Source organism: Pseudanabaena cinerea FACHB-1277 (assembly GCF_014696345.1).
Classification (GTDB): Bacteria; Cyanobacteriota; Cyanobacteriia; order Pseudanabaenales; family Pseudanabaenaceae; genus Pseudanabaena; species Pseudanabaena cinerea.
On sequence record NZ_JACJPY010000005.1, the window covers coordinates 1 to 25189 of the forward strand.

Below are 25189 nucleotides of genomic sequence, written 5' to 3' on the forward strand. Positions count from 1 at the left end.
TATTGAAACTAGCTCCCAATAAGTTAACCTACTATCAACGAGGTAAGAGGGCTATGCAGCTTGTCACGGCTACGTTTTAGATGTCTTTGTCACCCCCTCAGCCTCACAAGTCTAAAAAATTAGAAAAATTCCAGCAACTGATTACGACAAATCAATCCATTGCCGAAGTTGCCACCAAGCCACTATTCCTAACTTACCTTTGCAATTATTTTAATAATTACGAATATATAAAAAATAATTTCTATCAGGACTTACTCAACTTACTGTTGAAGCAATGGGAACAAACTAAATGTTTGTCCACACAAACTACGCCAACCAACCAGTTTCTGTCGGTAATTCAAAAACAGGACTTGTTGTCCTATGTGGCGATCGTCTCCCTCGATCTCCATGGCTATATCTGGCAAAACAACCAACTCACTGAAGATTTGCAATCTTGCCTCAGCTCCAGCCGCACTCTATCCCATTTGTCAATTGATCGCGATCACCTGTATGACATCTTTAGATGGCAGCATAGCCTTTTGGTGGAATGTGCTAAAGGAGTCCATAGCATGACCCATACAGCCCTTCACAACTATCTCGCTGCTTACCGCATTGCCAACAGCAACCCCACGATCGCCGAAAAATATCTCCTTGATCGAATTCATCTCAAACGTTGGCATGGAGTAATTGTGATGACGATTAGCATTTTCCCAAAAGCAGATCGGATGTTGCAGACAATGAAGCGCAAAATTGATGAGATTGTAGTCAATGATGCTCATTTGCAATCTTTTTTGACTTGGGTAAATCAACAATCTATCCAAATACAAACCCCTTACAAAGCCGTAACCATCCGAGCTTTGTATCTGGACATTGATCTTGAAAACAACCGATCCCTAGATCGCGCTCGCGCTCTGGATATCGCCCATTCCCGATCCCTAGAACGCGCCCGTGTAAAATCAATGGGAATTGAAAATCAAATGGAAACTGATGTCGATATTGATTACACCATCAATCTAGCGCTCAATTTGGACTTAGCTTTATATTTTGCAAATCATCCGATTGTGGAGTTGGCCTGTGCTTTAGAGCCAGATCTCAACAAAGGTCTCCAATTTTTGCGCCAAAAGCTTCCCGATCCTTTCAAAGAAAAAGAACGCGATAAATTTGCTAAGTGGTGGCAATCTAAAGGGTTGGAATGGTCGAAAAAGTTGCGAAGTCTGATCATGCAGCATCGTAAAGGCTCGCAGGATTGGAAATTTAGCGACAATCAACTCAAGGTTTTGCGCTCATACCATGATGCCAATAAGCTACTGGTGGAATGTCTAAATAATGCTGAATATGTGAGTCCAATTGTGAAGAGTCAAATTGAATCAACTTTGCTGTTACCTCAGGGTGAATACAGCATTTTAGGCAATCGCTAATTTACAAGCGCTAATTTACAAGCGCTAATTTACAAGCGCAAAGTGCTTATAAATTATTGTTGGATTGATTGTTGAATCACATTCAAAATACCCTGCAATAAATTGTGGACTGCAAGCTAAAGCCTGTTGAAACGGGTTGAATTTTAGAATTTAGGCAGCTAAAACTAGCTTTAGTTTTGAGCCAAGAACTTTTTCAAGATAACTTAACGTTAACTTAGTCTTGACAGTTCTTTAACCTAATCACTAGCGCCAAGCACTTATGCTTGTAAAGGGTTAGAAGAGTAGAAAGTATTACAGTAACTGTTATTGCAAAGCCCTGTAAGTTCTACCTAGCTATACTCAGAAACCACTTGAGAGGAACTAGTTCATGGCGCTGGCAGCAGGAAATATTGCATTTGTTGGATTTAATGCGGATGGCAATGACAACCTCAGTTTTGTTGCTTTAGTTGATATCAACCCTAATGAAGTCATCATTTTTGAAGAGAATGAATGGAATGGGACTGGTTGGGTTGACACCAACGAGGGCGCATATAGCTGGACTGCCACATCCCTTGTTGCCGCAGGTACAGTGGTTAATATCGATAATATTTCGGCAGGGACTTTTGCTGCTAGTACTGGCACTGTGGCGAAGTCTGTGACTGGTCGAGGTACGAATACTAATCTTGGTGCTAGTGGTGAGGCGGTTTATGCCTATCAAGGGGATGCAGCTAATCCAGTATTTTTAACCGCGATCGCCAATAGCGGATTTACGAGTAACACAACGGGGCTATTGACAGGCACAGGATTGACGGCGGGTGTCAATGCGATCGAGTTTACGGCGGGGCAAGATGTACTTGCTTTTAACGGTTCACGCAATAATAAATCTAGCTTTGGCGCATATTCAACTGATATCAATAATCCCACCAATTGGATTACCCAAGATGGTAGCGGCAATCAGGATGCTGATGGGATTCCCCCTGATGTGCCGTTTAGTACGACTGCCTTCACTTTGGTAGCCGCAGGTAGCGCGGGTGTGACCCTTACCCAATCGGGCGGTTCTACGGATGTGGCTGAAGGGGGCGCGACCGATAGTTACGCTGTGGTGCTTAATACCCAACCCACCGCCAATGTGGCGATCGCCATTAATGCTGGTTCACAACTCAATGCTAATACCAATAGCCTCACCTTTACACCTGCTAATTGGAATGTGGCGCAAACGGTCACGGTCACGGCGATCGATGATGCGATTTTTGAAGGCAATCACACAGGTACATTAGCCCATACAGTTACAAGTACTGATGCTAGTTACAATAATTTAGCCGTTGCCAATGTCGTTGCCAATATTTCTGACAATGAATCTGCAACAGCGCCCACGATTCAGATTCGTATTACTGAATATATGTATTCAGGAGCAAATGGCGAATTTGTGGAGTTGACCAATATTGGTAATACAGCGATCGACCTCACGGGTTGGAGCTATGACGACAATTCGCGAACCCCTAATTCCTTCTCGTTAAGTGCATTTGGTACTGTCCAAGCTGGGGAATCAGTGATCTTTACGGAAGCGGCTAATGCCAGTGACTTCCGCACCGCTTGGGGATTAGCGCCATCGGTGAAAGTGATTGCAGGTTCTAATCAAGGTTTAGGACGTGGCGATGAAATCAATATTTACAACCAAAATAATCAGTTAGTCGATCGCCTCACCTATGATGATGCCACGATAGCTGGTTCCGTTCGCACCCAAAATGTAAGCGGTTGGACAGGTGTTGCCAATTTGGGATTAAATGATGCGACTAAATGGCAACTTTCGACAGTTAGTGATGCTCAAGGTTCCGTAACTTCTACGGGCAATGATATTGGTAATCCTGGGCGCTATGCGATCGGGGTTGTGCCAAGTATCGTCTTAACCCAAACGGGCGGCAATACTAGCGTCATTGAAGGCGGCGCAACCGATACCTATACCCTCGCCCTCACCACCACACCCACGGCTGCTGTCAATATTAATCTCACCGTCACCGATGGACAGACCTTGGTGAGTACCGATGGCGTGATTTTTGCAACTACAGCCACCCTAAGCTTGACGGATCTCACTGCCAAAACCGTTACAGTTCGCGCTGTTGATGATAGCGTTTTTGAGTTTAAACCCCATAGTGGTGCGATCGCCCATACTGTGACCAGCACCGATCCCACCTATGGCAGCCGTACTATTCCCAACCTCAGCGTCAGCATTGGCGACAACGACACCGCGCCTAACCCACCCGCGCTCAGGATTACGGAATATCAATATGATGGCAATGGCAGCGAATTCTTTGAATTGACCAATACGGGTACAACGGCGATCGACCTCACGGGTTGGAGCTATGACGATGACTCAAGGATTGCGGGTACTTTCTCCCTCAGTGACTTTGGCATCGTGCAAGCGGGGGAATCGGTCATCGTTACCGAAGCGGCGGCAGATGCTTTCCGTGCTGATTGGGGACTCGCACCCACGGTCAAGGTGATCGGCGGTTTGACGGTTAATCTCGGACGTGAAGATGAGATTAACATCTTTAACAATAATGGAACCCTTGTTGATAGCTTGATCTATGGTGATAGCACCCGATTTATTGGCACGGGGCGCACTCAGAATGTCAGCGCTTGGACGACAGCCACCAATTTGGGCAAGAACGATATTACCCAATGGGCTTTGTCAACGGTTGGTGATGGTCTAAATTCTTACAATTCCCTCAGTGGCGGTACGGGCAACCCTGGCAGTTACAGCAATGCGGCTGTGCCAAGTCCTGCGATCTTAATCGCGCAGTCGGGCGGCAATACTGCCGTTACGGAAGGAGGAGCAACGGATACTTATACAGTGGTATTGAGAAGCCAGCCCACTGCTAACGTTACGGTAAATGTGGTGGCTAGTTCTCAATTGAATGTGAATAGTACAGCCCTCACTTTCACGGCGGCGAATTGGAACGTGGCGCAAACGGTGACTGTGAATGCCATTGATGACAGCCTATTTGAAGGCGCTCATTCGGGTGTAATTAGCCACAATGCTACTAGCGCCGATACCCGCTACAACGGTATCACCATTCCATCGGTGAATGTGAATATTACCGATAACGATGTGGCGGTGGGTGCTGTTCCCTCAATTACTGAAAATACCGCTTCGCCCTTAATTAATCTGGCGGCGACAGGCACAGGGGTATTGAGTGGTGTGATTGGCGATCCCACTGACCCTGCAAGTACCTTGGGCATTGACTTTACGATCGCTGATACTGACACCGCCTTAACCAATCTCGCGGTCACCGTCAGCAGCAGCAATCAAGCGGTCGTCACCAATGCCAATTTGGTTTTGAGTGGCACAGGCGCAACCCGCAACCTCAAGATTACGCCCACGGGTGTGGGCTTTGCCGATATCACCGTAACGGTCAATGATGGCAATAATGTTGTCACTTACAAAATTAATTATGCCGCTTCCCTCGGTTCCGTTGCTCCCGCCACGACTCGCTTCCATACGGGAACTAGTGATGCTTCTACAGCGATCGCCATTGACGATCAATATATGTTGGTTGCCGATGATGAGGATCAACGCATTCGCCTGTACGATCGCACCAAATCGGGCGCACCAATTACCAGTTTTGATTTCGGCTCTGTTGCAGGACTAACGGGAGAAGTGGATCTCGAAGGTTCCGTAAGAATTGGCAACACGATCTACTGGATTGGCTCCCACGGTAATAATTCTAGCGCTCAAGATGCGCCCAATCGCGAACGCCTATTTGCCACCACCGTTGCAGGTACGGGCGTAAGTACCACCCTCACCTTTGCGGGTTACTATCAATTTTTAGAAGATGACCTGATCGCTTGGGACAATGCCAATGGTCACGGATTAGGTGCTGGATTCCTAGGGCTGGGCGCAAGTGCGGCGGCGGGTGTATCCGTCAGTGTTGCCAATGGCTTCAATATTGAAGGCTTGACCGCTTCTCCCGATGGCAATAGCCTCTATGTGGCATTCCGCACACCGCTAGAACCCACCAGCGATCGCACCAAAGCCCTCATCGTTCCCGTTACCAACTTCGGCACGATTCTGAATACCAACGGCGGTACGACAGGAGCCGCCACCTTTGGCGTACCGATTCAGCTTGACCTCGGTGGACGCGGTATTCGCAGCATCGAGCGCAACAGCACGGGGCAATATGTAATTATCGCAGGAGCCGTGGGTGCAGCCACCAGCAGCGCCCCCAATGATTTTCGCCTTTACACATGGACAGGCAACCCTGCGGACAAACCCCTATTGCGAACCACCGATCTCACCGCGCTGAATACCAATGGCAGTTTTGAGGGCATCGTCACTGTTCCCGACAACCTCACAGGTGACAGCAAGATTCAGCTATTAGTAGATAATGGCGATACCTTCTGGTATGGCAACAGCACCGCCTCTAAGGATTTGAACCAAGATAATTTCCAGAAGTTCCGCACCGAGGAAGTCACATTAGGCACGATTAAAATCCATCAAATTCAAGGCAATGCCGCTAGTCAAACCGCCGCCAGTGGACGCAATGACATTAGTCCGCTCAATGGGCAATCGGTGACGATTGAGGGGGTTGTGGTTGCTGACTTCCAAGCGGGTAATCAGTTGCGCGGCTTTTTCATTCAAGAAGAAGACAGCGATCGCGACAATGACAACAGCACCTCCGAAGGTATCTTCGTATTTACAGGCACAAATGCACCCCTAGATGTTCAAGAAGGTCAAATTGTCAGGGTTACAGGCACAGTCAGCGAATTCTTTGGCATGACCCAAGTTACTGCCAGCAGCGCAGGCAGTTTGGCGATCGTCAATGCTGGCAATAATCTCAATCGCATTACCCCTGCATCCATTGACCTACCGCCCACAGGCAATATCAACGCCTTCTATGAACAATATGAAGGCATGAAAGTAAAGTTTGTAGACAAACTCTATGTATCGGAATACTTTGAAGTGGCAAGGTATGGTCAGATTGTTCTCAATGCCAATCAGCGCCCTTTCCAATATTCCCATATCGACAATACGCCCACTGTCTCAGAATATAATGCGTTTCTCGATCAACTCAGCCGCGATCGCATCATTCTCGATGACGACAACAACACCCAAAACGCACCCCTACCCAGTGGCAAGTTCCTCTATCCACAGCCCAATGGCTTCGGTATTGGCACTCAAGGCACTAATTACTATCGCGGCGGCGACTCCGTAAGCAACCTCACGGGCGTGCTGCATTGGTCTTTTGCGGGACAAGCAGGCACAGACGCATGGCGGATTCGCCCTACTCAAAGCAATCCCGTCACCTTCACCGTGGAAAACCCTCGCCCTGAGAATCCTCCCGCCGTTGGTGGCAATGTCAAAGTGGTGAGCTTCAACGTTCTCAATTACTTCAATTCCATTGATACAATTGGTGGCAATGGCTCCCCACGCGGTGCTGATAGCGTTGATGAATTCGATCGCCAAAATCAGAAATTAATCGCCGCCCTCACCAAACTCAATGCCGATGTCTTTGGCTTAATTGAGATTGAGAATAATGGCGATAGCGCTAATCCTGCGGTTAAGGAATTAGTCACCCGCCTCAATGCCGCCCTTGGCAGCGAAGTTTACGACTATATCCGCACTGGCAAAGTCGGAACCGACCAAATCACCAATGCCTTCATTTATAAAAAGGCAGTCCTAGCGCCTCAAGGAGCCGCCGCCATCCTCACGGCTCCCGAATTTGTCAATCCTAATAATGCCCCTGTTGATCGCAACCGTCCTGCGATCGCCCAGAATTTCAAAGTAATTGATGTTAACAATGCCGACTTTGGCGAATCCTTTAACGTGGTGGTCAATCACCTCAAGTCTAAGGGCGGTAGCGATGCCACAGGTGCAGATATCGATCAAAATGATGGTCAAGGACAGTTCAACGATACCCGCACCAAAGCCGCTAACTATCTCGTCAATACCTGGATTCCCAGTGACCCCACCAAACAGGGCGATGCCGATTATTTGATCATCGGTGACTTGAATGCATACAAGGGTGAAACCCCCATCAGCACAATCAAAAATGCAGGTTACACCGACCTTGCCGAAAAGTTTGGTGGTGATAAAGCCTACGGCTATCTATTTAGTGGACAGCTTGGCTATCTCGATCATGCCCTCAGCAATAGCGCCCTCACCCCCCAAGTGGTCGGTACGGCGGAATGGCATATTAACGCCGATGAATCACCTGTATTTGACTACAACAACAATGTGGATGATGGTGCGGGTGAGTCTAGCTTTGAGGCGAAGCCCACGGGTAACAATCTATTTGAACCCAATGCCTTCCGCACCTCCGATCACGATCCTGTCATCGTGGGACTAGACCTCATACCTTCCACACCAAGGTTAACTAATATCGGCAACAGCAGCATCTTTGATGTATTGCGGATTAGTGGACGTGGCGATAAACAACGCCTCAAGTTTACGATCGCTGGCGTTAACTCCACCCTCGTTAACGAATTTGGCATCTTCACCGTTGATGATGCCGCAGGCAATATCAGTGGCATCGCGCCCAATGCCACAGGCTATGCACAGGCAGCCTTAGAACGCAGCAAAATTGCTTTCTCAGCGATCGCTAATAACCCCACAGGCTACAGTCCCACCAATATCTCCAGCCTATTGGAACTGAATACCGACACGAGGCTACGATTCTATTTGGTCAAAAATAGTACTGCCGATGCCGTGCGTAAAGGTTCCACACCATTGTCAGAATTGCTCTTTGCGACCCCTAGCACATTGCAATTGAACCCAGTTACGGGAACCACTCAATTCCAACTCGCTTGGCAGGATAGCTCTGGCACTGCCAATAATTTGGTAGTTAGAGCAGAAGCAACTGATGAAGTATTGCCTCTAGGTGCTAATCTTCAAGATAAAAATGAAGGCGAAGTACTAGATTTACGCAATGTCACGGGACAACGCAGCGCCACCTTTACCGTCAATCGTGAAGCCGCCTTCAATAACTTCATTGGCTTCTATCGCATTGCCAATGAGAAAGGCGATATCGACTTGGATGGTGATGGCAAAGTGGATGTATTAGCAGGTAACTCCGATAGTTACATTCGCGCCGCCCTCGACAGTCGCGTTAGGGTTGGCGGTATCGACCTATCGGTGAACAATCAAAGTACCACTTCCTTCACAGGCACATTCCAAGGTGGTTCACTATTTGCGCCATTTATGATTGTGAATGGCAGACCCGATGCCCTCACCGATAACACCATTTCTAGCAATGATCCGAAAATCTATTTCCCCTTCCTTGGCGCAAATAGTGATGGCTTTGATCACATCAGGATGTTGAGCAGCAATGTATTTGGTTTTGAAGACTTGCCCAACGGCGGCGATCGCGACTTCAACGACATGATCGTCACCGTAAAATTTAGTTAACACGGTGCTTTGCACTAAATAAGCATTAAAAAGCGGCGCGAAGCGCCGCTTTTTAATGCTACATAAAGCCACGATAATCTGTAGATACGTGACAGTTTATATAAACTATATAAACTATATGAATTGTGTAATTTACATAGTTTATATAACTTTTATATAACTTTATTAGACTTAAATTTTGGATTTATCATGTATTATGTAAGTGATATTGCTTGAAAGTAAAATATTAATAGTCAAAAAGCGGGATATGTACTCAGTTTCCTGATTGATTTTTAGGTTTTTGGGGAAGCGATCGCACCTTTATTTTGACAGTCCAGCATCACAGGGTTAAACCATTACACCAACAGGAAAAACTATGTCTGACAACCAAAATTTAGGCTTAAATTTTAATGCAAGCAATGACATAAATAATCCGTTTTTGCCCACCCTTCCTGATGCCTTGGGAATTGTCAAAACTAAGCTACAACAGGCAGCCAGCAACTCCGCCCTGTTTTATCAAGTTTTTGGTGACAAGGCGAATATCCCTGAAATTCAATCAGTAAGAACTCAATGGGCGATCGGGGACTTCAGCCAGTTGCCTCAAGTACAAATCCTTTCTGCTGCCAACATGAATGGTGCAGATGGCGCGTATAGCAGTTCTACACAAAAAATCTATCTTTCTGAAGCCTTGTCTCAGTCTAATTTTGCAATAGGTGTTTTAGTCGAAGAAACTTTTCATTGGTTGGATGATCGCGTAGGGACAGACACCAAAGGTGATGAAGGTGAACTGGCAAGGGTATTAGTGCTTGGCGAATCTGTGAGCAATGCTGAACTAGCCCGTATCAAGCAAGAAGATGATCGCGGTTTTATAATTGCCGAAGGTCAGTCAATATTTGTAGAAAAATCTGGATCAAGCGTAACGATTGAATCACAAGGTAATGGCAAACTGATCAAATCTGCAAATAACTTATTATCGGCACAGATTGGCAATGATACCCCAATCTCGATCAAGTACAACGGATTGCAGATTTATACAACCATTTTTGCAGGATGGGAGACCGTAGCAGTCGAGAACATTGGCGGACAAAATCAACTGCTATGGAAAAGTGCCAGTACTAACTCAATATCACTATGGAATCTAGATAGCAATTGGAACTTTCTATCCTCTGCTGGTGTGTTAGCCTTAAATTCTGGAAGCACTCTTGTTCAAGAGACTAATTTTGGTCTAGATCTCAATGGTGATAGTGTTATCGGATCTGTAAATCTGGAATGGCAAGGCAATACGAAACTAGTCAAGGATGCTGCGAATCTCTTATATGCTCAAGTTGGCAGCAATACCCCGATCGCCATCAAGTACAACGGATCGCAGATTTATACAACTATCTTTGCAGGGTGGGAAACCGTAGCCGTTGAGAACCTTGGCGGACAAAATCAACTGCTATGGAAGAGTGCTGTTACTAACTCGATATCACTATGGAATCTAGATAGCAATTGGAACTTTCTATCCTCTGCTGGTGTAATACCATTAAATTCTGGTAGCGCTCTTGCCCAAGGCACTAACTTTGGCATAGATCTCAATAGTAATAACTATATTGGAGCTACTCCTGTTAGTATCGAATCGCAAGGTAGCACCAAACTAGTTAAAGACGGCGCTAAACTCTTATATGCCCAGATTGGCAATAACACCCCGATCGCGATCAAGTACAACGGATCGCAGATTTATACAACCATCTTTGCAGGATGGGAAACCGTAGCAGTCGAGAACATTGGCGGACAAAATCAACTGCTATGGAAAAGTGCTAGTACTAACTCGATATCAGTATGGAATCTAGATAGCAATTGGAACTTTCTATCCTCTGCTGGTGTAATAGCATTAAATTCTGGTAGCGCTCTGATTCAGGAGACTAATTTTAGTCTCGATCTCAATGGTGATAGCTTTATCGGAGCCGTAAATCTGGAATGGCAAGGCAATACCAAGCTAGTCAAAGATGCTGCACATCTCTTATATGCTCAAGTTGGCAGCAATACCCCGATCGCCATCAAGTATAACGGATCTCAGGTTTACACAACCATCTTTGCAGGATGGGAGACCGTAGCCGTTGAGAACATTGGCGGACAAAATCAACTGCTATGGAAAAGTGCTAGTACTAACTCGATATCAGTATGGAGTCTAGATAGCAATTGGAACTTTCTATCCTCTTCTGGTGTAATAGCCCTAAATTCTGGTAGCGCTCTGATTCAAGAGACTAATTTTGGTTTAGATCTCAATGGCGATAGTGTTGTCGGACCTGTAAATCTGGAATTGCAAGGCAATACGAAACTAGTCAAGGATGCTACTAACCTCTTATACGCCCAAGTTGGTAGCAATACCCCGATCGCGATCAAGTACAACGGATCGCAGATTTATACAACCATTTTTGCAGGATGGGAGACCGTAGCAGTCGAGAACATTGGCGGACAAAATCAACTGCTATGGAAAAGTGCTAGTACTAACTCAATATCACTATGGAATCTAGATAGCAATTGGAACTTCCTATCTTCTGCTGGTGTAATACCATTAAATTCTGGCAGTACTCTTATTCAAGAGACTAATTTTGGTTTAGATCTCAATGGCGATGGCTTTGTGGGACAGTCTGTCTCTGTTGTCACTGTTGCGGCAACAGACAATGTGGCGGCGGAAACTATTAGCGGTCAGACTATCAATAACGGTACTTTTACGCTAACTCGAACTGGCACTAATACAGCGATCGCGGTTAATTACACATTAAGCGGTACGGCAGCAAATGGTACAGATTACATCACCTTAAATGGTGTGGCTAATTTTGCGGTGGGTGCTGCTACGGCGATCGTGTCGGTTTCACCAATTGATGACGCTTTGTTTGAAGGAAATGAGACTGTTATTTTGACTTTGGCATCGGGTAGTGGTTACACGCTGGGAGCGCTTAATACTTCCACAATTACTATTAACGATAACGATCTGCCGATAATTGCGATCTCGGCAAATGATGCCAGTGCGGGTGAAGTGGCAGCAGGGCAAACCCAAAATTCTGGACAGTTTACTTTGACGAGGACTGGCAATACGGCTGCGGCTTTGGCAGTTGGTTATACGGTTAGCGGCACTGCGACTAATGGTGTTGATTACAGTTCTTTGAATGGAAGTGTCACTTTTGCGGCGGGTGCTAGTACGGCTTTTGTGAATGTGAATGTCACCGATGATTTAGCTGTTGAAGGAAGTGAAACGGTTGTTCTGACTCTCAACACCAATGCTTCTATTTATAGTTTGGGCGCTAATAATATTGCTATGGTGAATATTACTGATGATGATCCTGCTTATCAAAGTAATGAGTTATTAATCAAGATTCCTGTAGGAGGAACTAATGCTCAATTGCTCAATTTTGCTCAGAGTTATGGTGCTGTTAGCGTAGAAAACTTTGTACAGTCAACTCAAGCATTAGGTTCTACTTTATCTCAATGGAGGATTGTCAATTTTGCTGCTGGTTCAGATATTCAAGCTGCAAAAAACGCATTTGGTCAATTAGGTAATTTTGATGCAGTGGAATTTAACTATACATTAAATTTAAACTGGACTCCTAATGATTCACAATTTAGCCAACTTTGGGGTTTAAATAATATAAGTCAAACAGGTGGGACTACAGATGCAGATATTGATGCTGTGGAAGCTTGGGATATACAAAAGGGTAATCGTTCTGTAGTTGTTGCTGTAATAGATACAGGCGTTGATTACACACATCAAGATTTAGCCGCTAATATGTGGAAAAATCCCGGTGAAATAGTTGGTAATGGTCTGGATGATGATGGTAATGGTTTTATTGATGATATCTATGGTTACGACTTTATCAATAAAGATAGTAACCCAATGGATGATCATTCTCATGGTACTCATGTAGCTGGAACTATTGGAGCAGTTGGTAATAATAATCTGGGAGTAATTGGTGTTAGCCCCAATGTTAGTATTATGGGGTTAAAGTTCTTAGGAGCTAATGGTTCTGGTAATACGGTTAATGCTGCTAGGGCAGTTGATTATGCAGTGTCTAAGGGTGCTAAAATTATTAATGCTAGTTTTGGTGGTGGTCCATATAGCCAATTGATGTTTGATGCCCTTAGTCGTGCTAATAATGTAGGGGTACTTTTCATAGCAGCCGCTGGGAATGATTATGGGAATAACAATGATACTAACCCTCGCTACCCGTCAAATTATGATCTTCCTAATGTCATATCGGTAGCGGCTACAGATCATAGAGATCAACTTGCTTTCTTTTCTAATTATGGTGCAAATACTGTTGATTTAGGAGCGCCTGGGGTAAATATTCTGAGTACAATCCCAAATAATGGTTATGATTTCTATGATGGTACTTCAATGGCAACACCCCATGTTGCTGGTGCTGCGGCTTTATTATTAGCGGCAAATTCTAACCTGAACGTAACACAAATCAGACAAACCCTGATGAATACTACTGATCAGATGTCCTCTTTACAAGGTAAAACGGTAACTGGAGGACGTTTGAATTTAAATAAAGCCATTTCCTCTGTTAGCTTGCCTAGCCTCACAATTAATGATGTAACGATCGCTGAAGGTAACAGTGGTACGAGCAATGCAGTATTCACTGTCACCCGCACAGGTAATGCGACTCAATCCATTACTGTAAACTATGCAACTGCCAATAATACGGCAACAGCAGGTAGTGACTACACTGGCACTTCTGGAATTTTGACTTTCGCAACCAACGAAACCAGCAAAACAATCACTGTTCCCGTCATTGGTGATACGGCAGTTGAAGGAAATGAGACTTTCTTTGTCAATCTCAGTAATGCAGTCAATGCAACTATTGTTGATAATCAAGGTTTAGGAACGATTATTAATGATGATTTGCCTAGCCTCACAATTAATGATGTAACGATCGCTGAAGGTAACAGTGGTACGAGCAATGCAGTATTCACTGTCACCCGCACAGGTAATGCGACTCAATCCATTACTGTAAACTATGCAACTGCCAATAATACGGCAACAGCAGGTAGTGACTACACTGGCACTTCTGGAACTTTGACTTTTGCTACCAATGAAACCACAAAAACATTCACTGTTCCTATCATTGGTGATACGACAGTTGAAGGTAATGAGACTTTCTTTGTCAATCTCAGTAATGCAGTTAATGCGACTATTATTGATAGTCAAGGTTTAGGAACTATTACTAATGATGATTTGCCAACGCTTGCAATTAATGATGTAACAATTGTTGAAGGCAACAGTGGCACAAGCAATGCTGTATTTACGGTTACTCGTACGGGTAATGCGACCCAATCTATCACTGTCAACTATGCAACTGCCAATAATTCAGCAACAGCAGGTAGTGACTACACTGGCACTTCTGGAAGCTTAACTTTCGCAACCAACGAAACAAGCAAAACAATTCTTGTTCCTATCATTGGTGATACGACAGTTGAAGGTAATGAGACTTTCTTTGTCAATCTCAGCAATGCAGTTAATGCAACTATTGCTGATAGTCAAGGCTTAGGGACAATTACTAATGATGACATTGAAATAATTCCTACATCCCCATTTACATCAATTGATGTTGGTCTAATAGGTGTTTACGGTAAAAATGTAAATTGGGGTGATTATGATAGTGATGGAGACTTAGATATTCTACTCACTGGCGGTATTGGTTCAATCAACAATAATATCTCTAAGGTTTATCGTAATGATGGAGGAAGTTTTATCGATATTAATGCTCCTCTGCTTGGGGTTGAAGGTGATTCAGCGTGGGGAGATTATGATAACGATGGTGATCTTGATATTTTGTTAACTGGTTCTGGTTTCTCCAAGATTTACCGCAATGATGGGGGGACATTTACTGATATTAATGCCTCCTTAATAGGAGTAAGTGTTAGTTCTGTAGACTGGGGTGACTATGATAATGATGGCGATTTGGATATATTGCTGATTGGGAACTCGCCACATACTATTCCTTTCCAGAGTTATTATGTTTCCAAGGTCTATCGAAACGATAATAATAATTTCATTGATATTAACGCTTCAATAATTGGTGCTGCATTTGGTTCAGCAAGTTGGGGAGATTATGATAAAGATGGAGATTTAGATATCTTAGTAACTGGATATACTAACTCAAATGTGTTTACATCCAAGGTATATCGAAATGACAATGGTAACTTCACTGATATTGCTGCTCCTTTGACTAGTATCTATGGCGAGTCAGCATGGGGAGATTACGACAATGATGGTGACTTAGATATTCTACTTTCTGGCAGGACTACTAATGATATTTCTTTAAATCGAAAAACCCTAATTTACCGCAATAATGGAGGAGCTTTTACAGATATTGGTATTGTCTTGGATAGTAGGGATGGTATTGGTGGATGGGGTGATTATGACAATGACGGCGATTTAGATATTCTGTTCACAGGTTCTTACAGTAGTGGAGGAAATCCTTTCCTATATCGAAATGACAATGGTAATTTCACTTATCTTTTTGTTTCTACTTATGTTGCTGGTGATCAAGTAACAGGTAGTTCTGGCGTTTGGGGAGACTATGATAATGACGGTGATTTGGATATTCTAGCCACTGGAAATATATCCCCAACCTATTCAGCATTAGCCACTCGTATTTATCGAAACAATGCTACAAATTCAAACACATCTCCATCAGCGCCTACATCTCTTTCTGCTTCTACTAATGCTAGTTCTGTAACTCTTTCATGGAATAAAGCAACCGATTCCCGAACACCACAAAATGGATTAACTTATAACTTAAGAGTGGGGACTACATCAGGTGGGTCTAATATTATATCCCCGATGTCTAATAGTAATGGTTATCGAAAAGTTGCAGAAGCTGGCAATGCTAATCAAGCAACTAACTGGACTCTGAAAAATTTAGCGCCTGGAACTTATTATTGGAGTGTGCAAGCTATTGATACAGCCTTTGCGGGGTCAACTTTTGCGACAGAAGGTAGTTTTACAATTTTACCTAGCATAGTCACGATCGCCGCATCAGATCCTGATGCCTCAGAAACTACTACTGGTCAAACTGCCAATAATGGGCAATTTACATTAGTTCGCTCAGGCGATGTAACCTCAGCATTGACTGTTAATTACAGCATCACAGGTACAGCCACTAACGGCGTTGACTATAACACACTCTCCCAGAGCGTCACTTTTGCTGCTGGTTCAAGCACTGCCACTGTTTCAGTCATTCCCGAAGATCAATTTAGAACTGATTTTGCTTTTGAAGGAAATGAAACAGTTATACTTACCTTGAGCAGTGGTGCGGGTTATACAATCGGTTCGTCTAACACTGCAACCGTAGCGATCGCAGACAATGAAACTGATACAGTTAGCAACTCAATAACTGGAGCAAAATCAGTAGGTGGCGGAACGCAATCATTTTCTGACTTTATTGATGTTAATGACGAAGACTGGTATCTAATTCCCCTTGCCTCCGCCACAGCAAGCTCCATTACTTTCACATATGGTTTAAATAATCTCAGTCATGATGCGTTAGTAGAGCTAAGAAATAGTAATGGAACAGTTTTATCCTCCACGGGACTGTCTTTCCCAAGTGGATCAATATATCCATCTACTCAATCTGCACCTTCTAGAACTGTAACCTTAGCTGGAGGCTCAAATTATTATCTCCGAGTCATATCAACTAGCATTTGGGGTACAGCTTATAACCTTGTCACTACAAGACCTGGTATATCTGCTGGAGGTTAATGAAGATTGAATATATGCAACTATCTCTATTGGATTTAAGGTTAAGTAGAGATAGTTAGATTGGGAATTATTGCTTGATTTTTGTCGATTGGCGATCGCTGGTTTGGGTGAGAGGGGGCGATCGCTGGTTTGTGGGGTGATGTGGCGATCGCGTTTTGATGAGGTGAAGTAGCGATCGTTGGTTTGGGGATTGAGTGGGTGAATTGGCGATCGCTTTTATAAAACAATCAAACATGGCAAAATAAAAACGATTGTTACAGTCATAGCTAGATATGCTAATTCCCAACACCAACAACGCCATTGTTGATATTCGTAAATTACGGGATTACTGTCTTAATCTAGAACATGATGACGGTAAACATAAAGCCAGACTGTTTTCCTCAATCCTTGGCATGAAAGCAGAAAATGCTGAAGAATTAAGGCTGATTCTGCTAGAAGTTATCAAAACCCATGAAGCTAAATTAGGAAGATCTGATAGATTTAGGCAACGATACACTGTGGATTGTGAGATTACATGGCAAAATAGAAATGCAACCCTGCGGAGTGGATGGATTATTGAACATAGTTCAAATATTCCAAAATTAACGACTTGCTACCCTATATAGACATTGGAGATGATAAATATGTTAACAAGTTCAGTAAAACTGCTAGATGTCGTAGCTCTAACTATCGATCTTCCCCAAGATAATTTATGGCGCGGACAGGTTGGTACAGTTGTTGAGATACTTGCCAATGGTCAAGCCTTTGAAGTCGAATTTAGCGATCGCAATGGTCGCACATACGAATCTCTAGGATTAACTCCAGAAGAATTTATGATTCTACATTTCGAGCCAGCATTACCTAATCCAAAATCTCAATTAGTTACAGCATGATCTGAGTTTAAATGTTTTTTCATAGCTGCGGCGATCGCTGGTTATGGGAGTTGAGAGGGCGATCGCTGGTTTGTGGAATGAGGGGCAATCGCTTTGAACATTTATAGTGTCTGGGGAAATAGGCGATCGCTGTTTGATTTGAGGTGAGTTGCGATCGCTGGTTTGTGGAATGAGAGGGCGATCGTTGGTTGTGGATGATGTGGCGATCGCTGTTTGTGGGATGAAGGGGCGATCGCTGGTTTGTGAGGTTGAAGTGGCGATCGTTGGTTTGTGGGTTGATGTGGCGATCTCTTGACCCCATGTTAAGATTTAACAAAGTAAACATACTGGTATTCACATATTAATTCTCCTATGAACACTCTAGTAGAGATTAAAACAGCGATCGCTAGATTGTCTGATGACGAAACTTCGACCTTATTGTCGTGGCTACAAGAACGCTCAGAAGATGACTGGGATAAGCAAATAAAGAAAGACTCAGAGCAAGGTAAATTAAACAAAGTCATTCAACGAGCGAAAGCTCATATTGTCAACAATCGCGTAATGAAACTGGATGAAGTCATTAACAACTCCTGATTTTTGGGAAGCTTACGCAGCATTGCCACCAGCCATCAAAGCACAAGCTCAAAAAACTTATCAAATTTGGATAAGCGATCGCTTCTATCCATCCCTACACTTTAAAAAAGTCAATCAAAATTTGTGGTCTATTCGCATCAATAGAGAATATCGAGCTTTAGCTTTAAAAGAAGGAGATGATTATTACTGGTTTTGGATCGGTTTGCATGACGAATACGACAGATTAATTGATGGAAGTTGATCTTAAGAAGGCAATCGCTGTTTGATTTTTGTGGAGAGGCGATCGTTGGTTTGGGTGAGAAGGGGCGATCGCCCTTCGAGTTTAAAACTTGAGGGGTAATTTTTTTGAGATACAATCTCAGCTCTCTTACAAATATTCAAGATGCTTCATCATTTCATCCACTGGAAGCACCTGCCAAATCAAAACTAAACCCTGGACAATCTCCCCAATAGACTTACTTTTCTGTTGACAGTAAGCAATACCATAATGAGAAACATCTTGCTGCTGAAGCCTTAGAAAATCAGTATCTTGAGTAAAAATCACTCGTTTTTGAGATACAGCAAAAGTCAACTGTTCTTCATCCAATTTACCAATTAGATTCTCCTCTGGAGTCGTTGTTACATCAATTCCTCTTCTTCTCAAGCCATTAGCGATCGCCTGACTCATATTTTCGTCTAAATGAAACCTGATTCTATCTTTCATGCTGATTTCTCAACTTTTGCTGCACAAGAGAAACCGTATTTTTCTTCATTGCCAAAGCAAACAATTCATCATCTTCAATTTGCTTCCTAATCTCTTCTTGATGATCATAATAATATGCTAAAGCTGCGTAGATATCTGACAAATTGATACTAGGATAATGCAGCAAAATTTCATCAGGAGACATCCCCATTTGCTCGTACCACACCGCGATATTTTGTACCGTAATTCTATGTCCAGCAATACGCGGCTTCCCACCACATACTCCGAGCGTCATCTCAATGTGTTCCTTAATCACAGCAACAGTTGACATTGTAATTTCTCTTACACAACATAGTCCGTCAATTATAACCATTTTCTCCCACAGGCGATCGCCATTTCAGTTCAAAACTTGAGAGGCGATCGCTTTTTGATTGAGGTTATGTTGGGGCGATCGCTGTTTTTTGTGAAGGGGCGATCGTTAGTTTATAGGATAAAGGGGCGATCGCGGGTTTATGGGTTGAAGGGGCGATCGTTGTTTGGTGTGGGAAATAGGCGATCGCTGGTTTGTGGAATGAGAGGGCGATCGCTGGTTGAGAGAGATGAAGGGGCGATCGCGGTTTGGGTAGGGAAGGTGTGATCGCGGTTTGGGATGGAGGATCGATCGCTGGTTGGTTGTGTGAAGTGGCGATCGCATTTCTCCAAAAATTAGTTATAATCTGTGTAAATCTAATTAATTAAACTAAGAGAGCTAAAGTCATAAAAGCTATGGTGACATTAGAAGAAGCTATTTCAACCGTTAATCAACTTCCAATTGAACAAAGAGAAATGTTATTGGAAATAGTTAAAAACCAAATGATTGAAGCTCAACGAGAAGAAATTGCTAAAGATGCTAAGGAAGCGATCGCTGCATTTCGTCGTGGAGATTTAAAACCTCAACCTATAGAAAATATTATTTCTGAATTGCAAGCAACTTTAACCGAAGACTAATGAGAGAGCTAGTTTTAACGCCAAAATTCAAACGCTCGTTTAAAAAATTCGTCAAACAGAATTCTTCACTTGAGGCAAAAATCATCCAAATATTACAATTGATGAAGGAAGACGTTTTTGCGACTCAATTAAGCACTCACTCACTACAAGGCAAGTTATCAGGATTAAAAGCCTGTTCTTGTGGCTACGATTGTAGGATTTATTTACTGTAGAAACTTCTCAAGAGCAGACAGAAGTAATAGTTCTCCTTGATATTGGTACTCATAGCGAAGTTTATTAGTGAGATGGCGATCGCTGTTTTATGGGAGTGATGTGGCGATCGCGAGTTTTCAGATCTGCTAAAATACTGCTGAGCCATAGTTCCCATAAATAAATAGTTAACCATGTTTTATCCACATCATAGCGGCGATCGCTATATCAACCCACTCACAGACTTTGGCTTTAAGCGACTATTTGGAACAGAGCCAAACAAAAATCTGTTGATTGATTTCCTTAATGTCATATTACCCACCCAACATCGAGTCAAAGATCTCACCTATCACAGCACCGAAAATCTTGGTAATACTCCAAGCGATCGCAAAGCAGTCTTCGATCTTTACTGCCAAAGCGAAAAGGGCGAGAAATTTATTGTCGAAATGCAAAAGGCTAAACATAATTACTTTAAAGATAGGAGCATTTACTACGCCTCTTTTCCCATTCAAGAACAAGCACCAAAAGGAGATTGGAACTACAAACTTGCTTCAGTTTATACGATCGGCATTTTAGATTTTGTTTTTGATGAAGATAAAAATGATGATACTTTCTTACATATCGTCGAACTCAAAGATCAAGATTGTAAAGTTTTTTATGAGAAGCTGAAATTTATTTATCTAGAATTGCCAAAATTCAAAAAAACAATCGATCAACTAAACGACCATTTTGATAAGTGGTTATTTTTGCTAAAACACCTACCCGACCTAGAAGAGCCACCTTTACCGTTGCAAGAAAATGTATTTATGCAACTGTTTGAAGTCGCCCAGATTGCTAGTTTTTCTCAAGCCGAAAGAGAGGCTTATGAAAACAGCTTAAAGTACTATCGAGACATGAATGGTGTCATCGAAACAGCACGAGAAGAAGGTATTCAGGAAGGTATGCAAAAAGGTATTCAGGAAGGTATGCAAAAAGGTATTCAGGAAGGCAAAGCCCAAGGTGTGCAAGAGGGGAAAAGCTTGCTGTTGCTAACACTGCTTTCTCGAAAACTAGGAGCCATACCTGATGAAATTAAAGTTCTATTGCATCAGTTAGCGCCAGAAGTACTAGATGTATTGAGTGAAGATTTGTTTGATTTGGAAAATTTGGAAGACTTACATAATTGGCTCGAAAATATTAACGACCAGTGATAAGTGCGATTGTAGAAAGATATCTGTTTGGCTTGAGATGAGAGGCGATTGCCTTTTGATGAGTTGATGTGGCGATCGTGGGTTAGGGGGGGGAAGGGGCGATCGCTAATGTTGTAGAATGACATTCTAGATAAGAGGTAATAATATGCATATATTAAATACAGAAACACTTGAGAAATCAGAAAGCCTTAACTATTCATCTCTCTATGATCAAGACTTTATGCTTTGGATTGAGAATACAGTGCAATTACTCAGAAATCAGCGTCTAACAGAACTAGATTTAGAGAACTTGATTGATGAAGTTGAGGATATGGGTAAAAATCAAAAACACGCACTAGAAAGTAATCTAACCATACTTTTAATGCATTTATTAAAGTGGCAATACCAATCTGTAAAGCGAAGCAATAGCTGGAAATATACAATTCGTGAACATCGACAACGTTTACAAAAAGCTTTTCGTGACAGCCCTAGCCTTAAACGTTATTGCGATCAAGTATTTCATGATTGCTATCATGATGCAAGAAGCTTAGCAGCAGACGAAGCAGGACTTGAAATAAATTTGTTTCCAATTGAATCACCTTATTCACTCATCGAAACTTTAGATCAAGACTTTCTACCAACTTAGAATTTATATTTTGATTTAGGATTCTTGACGATCATTGGTTGTGGTTGAGTGGAGTTCGTTGTTTGATGAGGTGAAGGGGCGATCGCTAATGGAACTATAGAGACATTCCTCACAATGCATAAGTTATTTATTTCTTATCCCTTAAGGGAAAATACTTTTAATGTAGCGACTGATTTGTTGTTTAGCGTGAGCCTTTGCCTGCACTGAACTAGCAATCATCAAAGCTTCAATATCTTTAGTTACTGAGGCGATCACACTGGCATCATCCTGCAACACTTCAGCCGATTCTGGCTCGGCTGGTGTGGCGATCGCCGCGCTATTACTTTCTGGAGCATGATCTTCTAGCACATTATTTGCTAACGGCAGCGCAAATTCCTCAGATAGATCATTGGGCAGTTTGATCTCAGTCGTTTCATCACCCTGAATTAATGCTTCTAAATCATTTAGCCCATTAATTAGCGAGCATGGCGGCACGATCTGCCCTTGATGAATGACTGCACGCACAATCGAACTCGAAGCGCCAACACAAGCCCCCTCCCCAATTTTGCTATTGCCATAAACCAAAACCCCAGCCCCCAAATTTGCCCCAGCCCCAATTTCTAAAACGCCATTTTGAGCATGGATCACAGTTCCCATACCGATACATACCCCTGCGGCGATCGTAATACGACTGCCTTCATCAGCCTGAATGAGTACCCCTGCGGCGATCGCTGCCGTTTCATCGATAACCACATCCCCACAGACGTAGGATCGAAAATTTCCGATCGGTTCTAAAGGTGGTAAGTGCTTCGATTGAATCATTTTGTTATCTCTGTATTAGGCTTTTCAAAGCACAAAATAGATATGCCATTTTGTGCTTTGACATGGCTCAAACTATAGCGATTCACAAAAGCATGAGCGCACTTTCGTGAATTAAAGTCGAACCCAGTGAAAAGGTTTTTTAGATCAAAAAATGGCAAAACCATTTTTTGATCTGGTCTTACTTCACAGGGCGTTGAATGATCCCTTCATAAACACGGCGCTTTGCCTTGATATCAATGCCCAACAAACGCACATACTCATTGCCATGCTCCGCCAAGCAATCTTCCAAAGCCCGAATTACTTCAGACTCATTGGACGCAGCGATCGGTGAGCAACTATGCCAAGAGCTAGTGCGGAAGTGGCGCTCATCGGCATGTTCCGTACCAATGCGATAGCCCTGCGCCAATAGTTGACGGATTCTTGCCAACATATCCGCGCTGATTTTGCCAAGACCACCACCATAGGAACCATTAGCTGTGTTGTTGACCTTAACCGCAACACGGGGAGCCGCAGCGATCGCTTGCCCATGAGGACGATGCACCAACAGTTCTAGAACACGGCGTTTTGCCTTCGGATCGACACCCACGAGACGCACATATTCATCGCTATATTCAGCAATGTAATTTTCTAAAGTGGCGATCGCCGATGCTGCATTATTTGCATCAAGGGCAGGCAGGGTTTGCCAAGAAGTAGTACGGAAATGGCGTTCATCAGCATGTTCCACACTGATGCGATTGCCCTGAGCCAACAACTGACGCACAGTAGCACTCACATCCGCCGCACTACCATTGGCACGAGCAGCACCATTGCTTACAGTTGCATTAGCATTGCCAGACGTCGCGCCAATACTGATAGCCTTATCATCCGCACGCTGAATAATCACCTCAGCAACCCGTCGCTTTGCCTTGGGATCAACACCCACCAAGCGCACATATTCACCTTCATGCTCTGCCAAAATACTATTTAAAGCCGCAATTACAGTGGACTCGTGCGAACCTTCGATCGCAGGTCCCGTTTGCCAAGCCGCCGAGCGAAACCTTCTGGCATCAGCATATTCTGTACTAATACGATAGCCCTGAGCTAGTAATTGGCGGACTTGACCCGCCACATTAACATCGTTAGGAGAGGCAGAGACAGCAACGGCACTATTAGCACTGTGACCACTGGAACCATTGCCAGAAAAGGCAGGACTAGCGACATTGCTGATAGTTGCAGGCTTATCACTAGGACGTTGAATGATCGTCTCGGTTAGACGACGCTTTGCCTTAGGATCAACTCCAAACAGGCGCACATATTCACCTTCGTTTTCCACAAGTGCAGCTTGCACTGCGCCAATGACAATACCTGCATCAGTGGTATGTGGAATTGCCAAAGATTGCCAAGAGCCAGTGCGAAAGCGACGCTCATCAGCATACTCAGCCGCCACATGATAGCCCTGAGCTAAAAGTTGTCGTATTTGCTGCGCTAAATCCCCATTCATAGAGCCATTCCTCGGTGCTGGTGTATTTGTATGATTTTGATTAACTTGATTAATATCTTGGGATTGATTATTAAATTTGTCGGCAGAAACAGGTTCTGGCCTTGAAGATTTATCGAGATCCTTGCGAATCGGCGTAATGCAAGCAATGTCAGATGCACAGCGATAGCCTTGGCGCAAAGATTGGTTGATGCCAATTACATGATCGGCAAACTGCTGGTCAGACTCGCGCACATTTGGTAGTAGGTCGGCTTGCTGTTGGGTAATAATCACTGCGCCCGCAGACACATATTTACCCGCAGAGATCTCCACGTCTTGGACAAGCGCGTGGGAGGATATGATGCAACCATTGCCGACTCTGGCATTGAACACAGTCGAGCGAAAGCCGACAAAGCAGTTATTGCCCACATAGGCAGGACCATGAATCAGTGCCATGTGAGTGATAGATGTGCTATTGCCAATCCAAACTGAGTACTCCTTGCCATCATCGCCAATCACACGACCTTTTTCGAGACCATGAATGACAACACCATCTTGAACGTTCGTGCTATCTCCAATATGAAAAGGATTGCCCTCATCAGCACGGATCGACGTACCAGGAGCAATCAAAACATTAGCGCCGATATAAACGTCACCAATTAAATTAGAAAAAGAATGAACGTAGGCAGATGGATCGATTTTGGGTTCTGCCAAATCCCTAGACCAGGGTGTAGGGGGGGCAGCAAAACTACGAACTACCATAGTGAACCAGCGCTGCTATTTGATCAACTAGGGTTTAGTTGCTTGCTTACTAACTACTCCAACTAGCCTCACAAACTAGAAACGCACCTCCAGATAAAATTTATTGGATTCTCTCGTTATATTTTTTACTGTAGAGCAGGCGATCGCTTAGAGATACTGTATCGATGATGGCAATTACTGCCGCATCCACAGGACGTTCTAGGCTGTCTCGCACCTGCCTTGCCGCACTGCCCCGACTAAAGAGAACCCATTCACCTATGCCTGCACCCACATTGTCAGCCGCCACCTCATATTCTGGAATTAGCTCGCCTTGCAGATCAACGCGCTGCAATAGAAGAAACTTGATGCCTGAGAGGTTAGACTCTTTGTAGGTACTGACGACCGTACCGCAAACGACTGCTATCTGCATATTGTTTTGAGTACGAATGAATTGGAAACGTTAGTTGGTCAGTATTTTGATGTTGATTACCTTTGTTAAAAGTACTGTTGTGCAGCACTTTTAACAAAAACTTTGGCTTTACATGATTGTAAAGTCACTTATC

19 protein-coding genes and 1 pseudogene are annotated in these 25189 nt (G+C 43.6%); 12 read left to right on the forward strand and 8 right to left on the reverse strand.

The features are described from left to right. Positions 1-86 precede the first annotated feature (86 nt). The 3 genes from H6F44_RS02585 to H6F44_RS02595 all read left to right on the forward strand — a co-directional run bounded on the left by H6F44_RS02585 (position 87) and on the right by H6F44_RS02595 (position 16510). Positions 87-1397: an NACHT domain-containing protein gene (locus tag H6F44_RS02585; protein WP_190349360.1), complete on the forward strand. Its 1311-nt coding sequence runs from the start codon at positions 87-89 to the stop codon at positions 1395-1397. A 367-nt stretch (positions 1398-1764) separates the two neighbouring features. Next, positions 1765-8781 (forward strand): ExeM/NucH family extracellular endonuclease, encoded by a 7017-nt coding sequence (locus tag H6F44_RS02590; protein WP_190349361.1) that lies wholly within the window; start codon positions 1765-1767, stop codon positions 8779-8781. 355 nt (positions 8782-9136) lie between these two features. Further along, a complete protein-coding gene (locus H6F44_RS02595; protein ID WP_190349362.1) occupies positions 9137-16510 on the forward strand; it encodes a Calx-beta domain-containing protein in 7374 nt (2457 codons plus the stop codon). 67 nt (positions 16511-16577) lie between these two features. Here the strand turns inward: H6F44_RS02595 and H6F44_RS02600 are convergent, their stop codons facing one another. Further along, on the reverse strand, positions 16578-16745 hold the full coding sequence (locus tag H6F44_RS02600; protein WP_190349363.1) for a hypothetical protein: 168 nt from the start codon (positions 16743-16745) through the stop codon (positions 16578-16580). Positions 16746-16782: 37 nt separating this feature from the next. Here H6F44_RS02600 and H6F44_RS02605 point away from each other — a divergent pair, with 37 nt between their 5' ends. Both H6F44_RS02605 and H6F44_RS02610 read left to right on the forward strand, forming a co-directional pair. Further along, positions 16783-17115: a DUF6883 domain-containing protein gene (locus H6F44_RS02605; protein WP_190349364.1), complete on the forward strand. Its 333-nt coding sequence runs from the start codon at positions 16783-16785 to the stop codon at positions 17113-17115. A gap of 18 nt (positions 17116-17133) precedes the next feature. Further along, positions 17134-17382 carry a DUF4926 domain-containing protein gene (locus H6F44_RS02610; RefSeq protein WP_190349365.1) on the forward strand — a complete coding sequence of 83 codons (249 nt, stop codon included), beginning with the start codon at positions 17134-17136 and terminating at the stop codon, positions 17380-17382. Between the two features lie 19 nt (positions 17383-17401). Here H6F44_RS02610 and H6F44_RS02615 read toward each other — a convergent pair whose 3' ends face one another. Continuing rightward, positions 17402-17719: a hypothetical protein gene (locus H6F44_RS02615; RefSeq protein WP_190349366.1), complete on the reverse strand. Its 318-nt coding sequence runs from the start codon at positions 17717-17719 to the stop codon at positions 17402-17404. Between the two features lie 14 nt (positions 17720-17733). Between H6F44_RS02615 and H6F44_RS02620 the strand changes: the two genes are divergently transcribed. Together H6F44_RS02620 and H6F44_RS02625 are read left to right on the forward strand one after the other, a co-directional pair. Beyond that, positions 17734-17955 carry a hypothetical protein gene (locus tag H6F44_RS02620; RefSeq protein WP_190349367.1) on the forward strand — a complete coding sequence of 74 codons (222 nt, stop codon included), beginning with the start codon at positions 17734-17736 and terminating at the stop codon, positions 17953-17955. Then, positions 17933-18196, forward strand: a complete 264-nt coding sequence (locus tag H6F44_RS02625; protein WP_190349368.1) for a ParE family toxin-like protein — start codon at positions 17933-17935, stop codon at positions 18194-18196. Before H6F44_RS02620 ends, H6F44_RS02625 begins: the two co-directional genes overlap by 23 nt. A gap of 2 nt (positions 18197-18198) precedes the next feature. Here the strand turns inward: H6F44_RS02625 and H6F44_RS02630 are convergent, their stop codons facing one another. From H6F44_RS02630 to H6F44_RS02640, 3 genes are read right to left on the reverse strand one after another with little or no spacing between them, the layout of a single operon-like run. After that, the gene (locus tag H6F44_RS02630; protein ID WP_190349369.1) at positions 18199-18336 is read right to left on the reverse strand and encodes a hypothetical protein; all 138 of its coding nucleotides are present in this window, start codon (positions 18334-18336) and stop codon (positions 18199-18201) included. Then, entirely contained in the window at positions 18323-18658 is a 336-nt protein-coding gene (locus H6F44_RS02635; protein WP_190349370.1) for a DUF5615 family PIN-like protein, read from the reverse strand. The genes H6F44_RS02630 and H6F44_RS02635 overlap by 14 nt, the downstream gene beginning before the upstream one ends. Next, complete coding sequence (locus tag H6F44_RS02640; RefSeq protein WP_190349371.1) at positions 18648-18968, reverse strand: DUF433 domain-containing protein; 321 nt, start codon at positions 18966-18968, stop codon at positions 18648-18650. The genes H6F44_RS02635 and H6F44_RS02640 overlap by 11 nt, the downstream gene beginning before the upstream one ends. Positions 18969-19064: 96 nt before the next feature. Between H6F44_RS02640 and H6F44_RS02645 the strand changes: the two genes are divergently transcribed. The 5 genes and pseudogenes from H6F44_RS02645 (at position 19065) to H6F44_RS02660 (ending at position 21628) form a co-directional block, all read left to right on the forward strand. Further along, complete coding sequence (locus H6F44_RS02645; RefSeq protein WP_190349372.1) at positions 19065-19274, forward strand: hypothetical protein; 210 nt, start codon at positions 19065-19067, stop codon at positions 19272-19274. Positions 19275-19402: 128 nt separating this feature from the next. Beyond that, complete coding sequence (locus tag H6F44_RS02650; protein WP_190349373.1) at positions 19403-19624, forward strand: hypothetical protein; 222 nt, start codon at positions 19403-19405, stop codon at positions 19622-19624. Continuing rightward, positions 19624-19904: pseudogene (locus H6F44_RS23880) on the forward strand (type II toxin-antitoxin system RelE/ParE family toxin). The gene H6F44_RS02650 and the pseudogene H6F44_RS23880 overlap by 1 nt, the downstream one beginning before the upstream one ends. Positions 19905-20007: 103 nt before the next feature. Next, positions 20008-21003, forward strand: a complete 996-nt coding sequence (locus H6F44_RS02655; RefSeq protein WP_190349374.1) for an Rpn family recombination-promoting nuclease/putative transposase — start codon at positions 20008-20010, stop codon at positions 21001-21003. Between the two features lie 145 nt (positions 21004-21148). Next, positions 21149-21628 (forward strand): DUF29 domain-containing protein, encoded by a 480-nt coding sequence (locus H6F44_RS02660; protein WP_190349375.1) that lies wholly within the window; start codon positions 21149-21151, stop codon positions 21626-21628. Positions 21629-21769: 141 nt separating this feature from the next. On the opposite strand, the gene H6F44_RS02665 is transcribed toward H6F44_RS02660, so the two are convergent. From H6F44_RS02665 to H6F44_RS02675, 3 genes are all read right to left on the reverse strand, one after another. Continuing rightward, entirely contained in the window at positions 21770-22429 is a 660-nt protein-coding gene (locus H6F44_RS02665) for an LbetaH domain-containing protein (protein WP_190349376.1), read from the reverse strand. Positions 22430-22607: 178 nt separating this feature from the next. Beyond that, positions 22608-24647, reverse strand: coding sequence for a ribulose bisphosphate carboxylase small subunit (locus H6F44_RS02670; RefSeq protein WP_190349377.1), 2040 nt, complete (start codon positions 24645-24647; stop codon positions 22608-22610). Between the two features lie 100 nt (positions 24648-24747). Continuing rightward, positions 24748-25056, reverse strand: coding sequence for a EutN/CcmL family microcompartment protein (locus H6F44_RS02675; RefSeq protein WP_190349378.1), 309 nt, complete (start codon positions 25054-25056; stop codon positions 24748-24750). Positions 25057-25189: the final 133 nt, after the last annotated feature.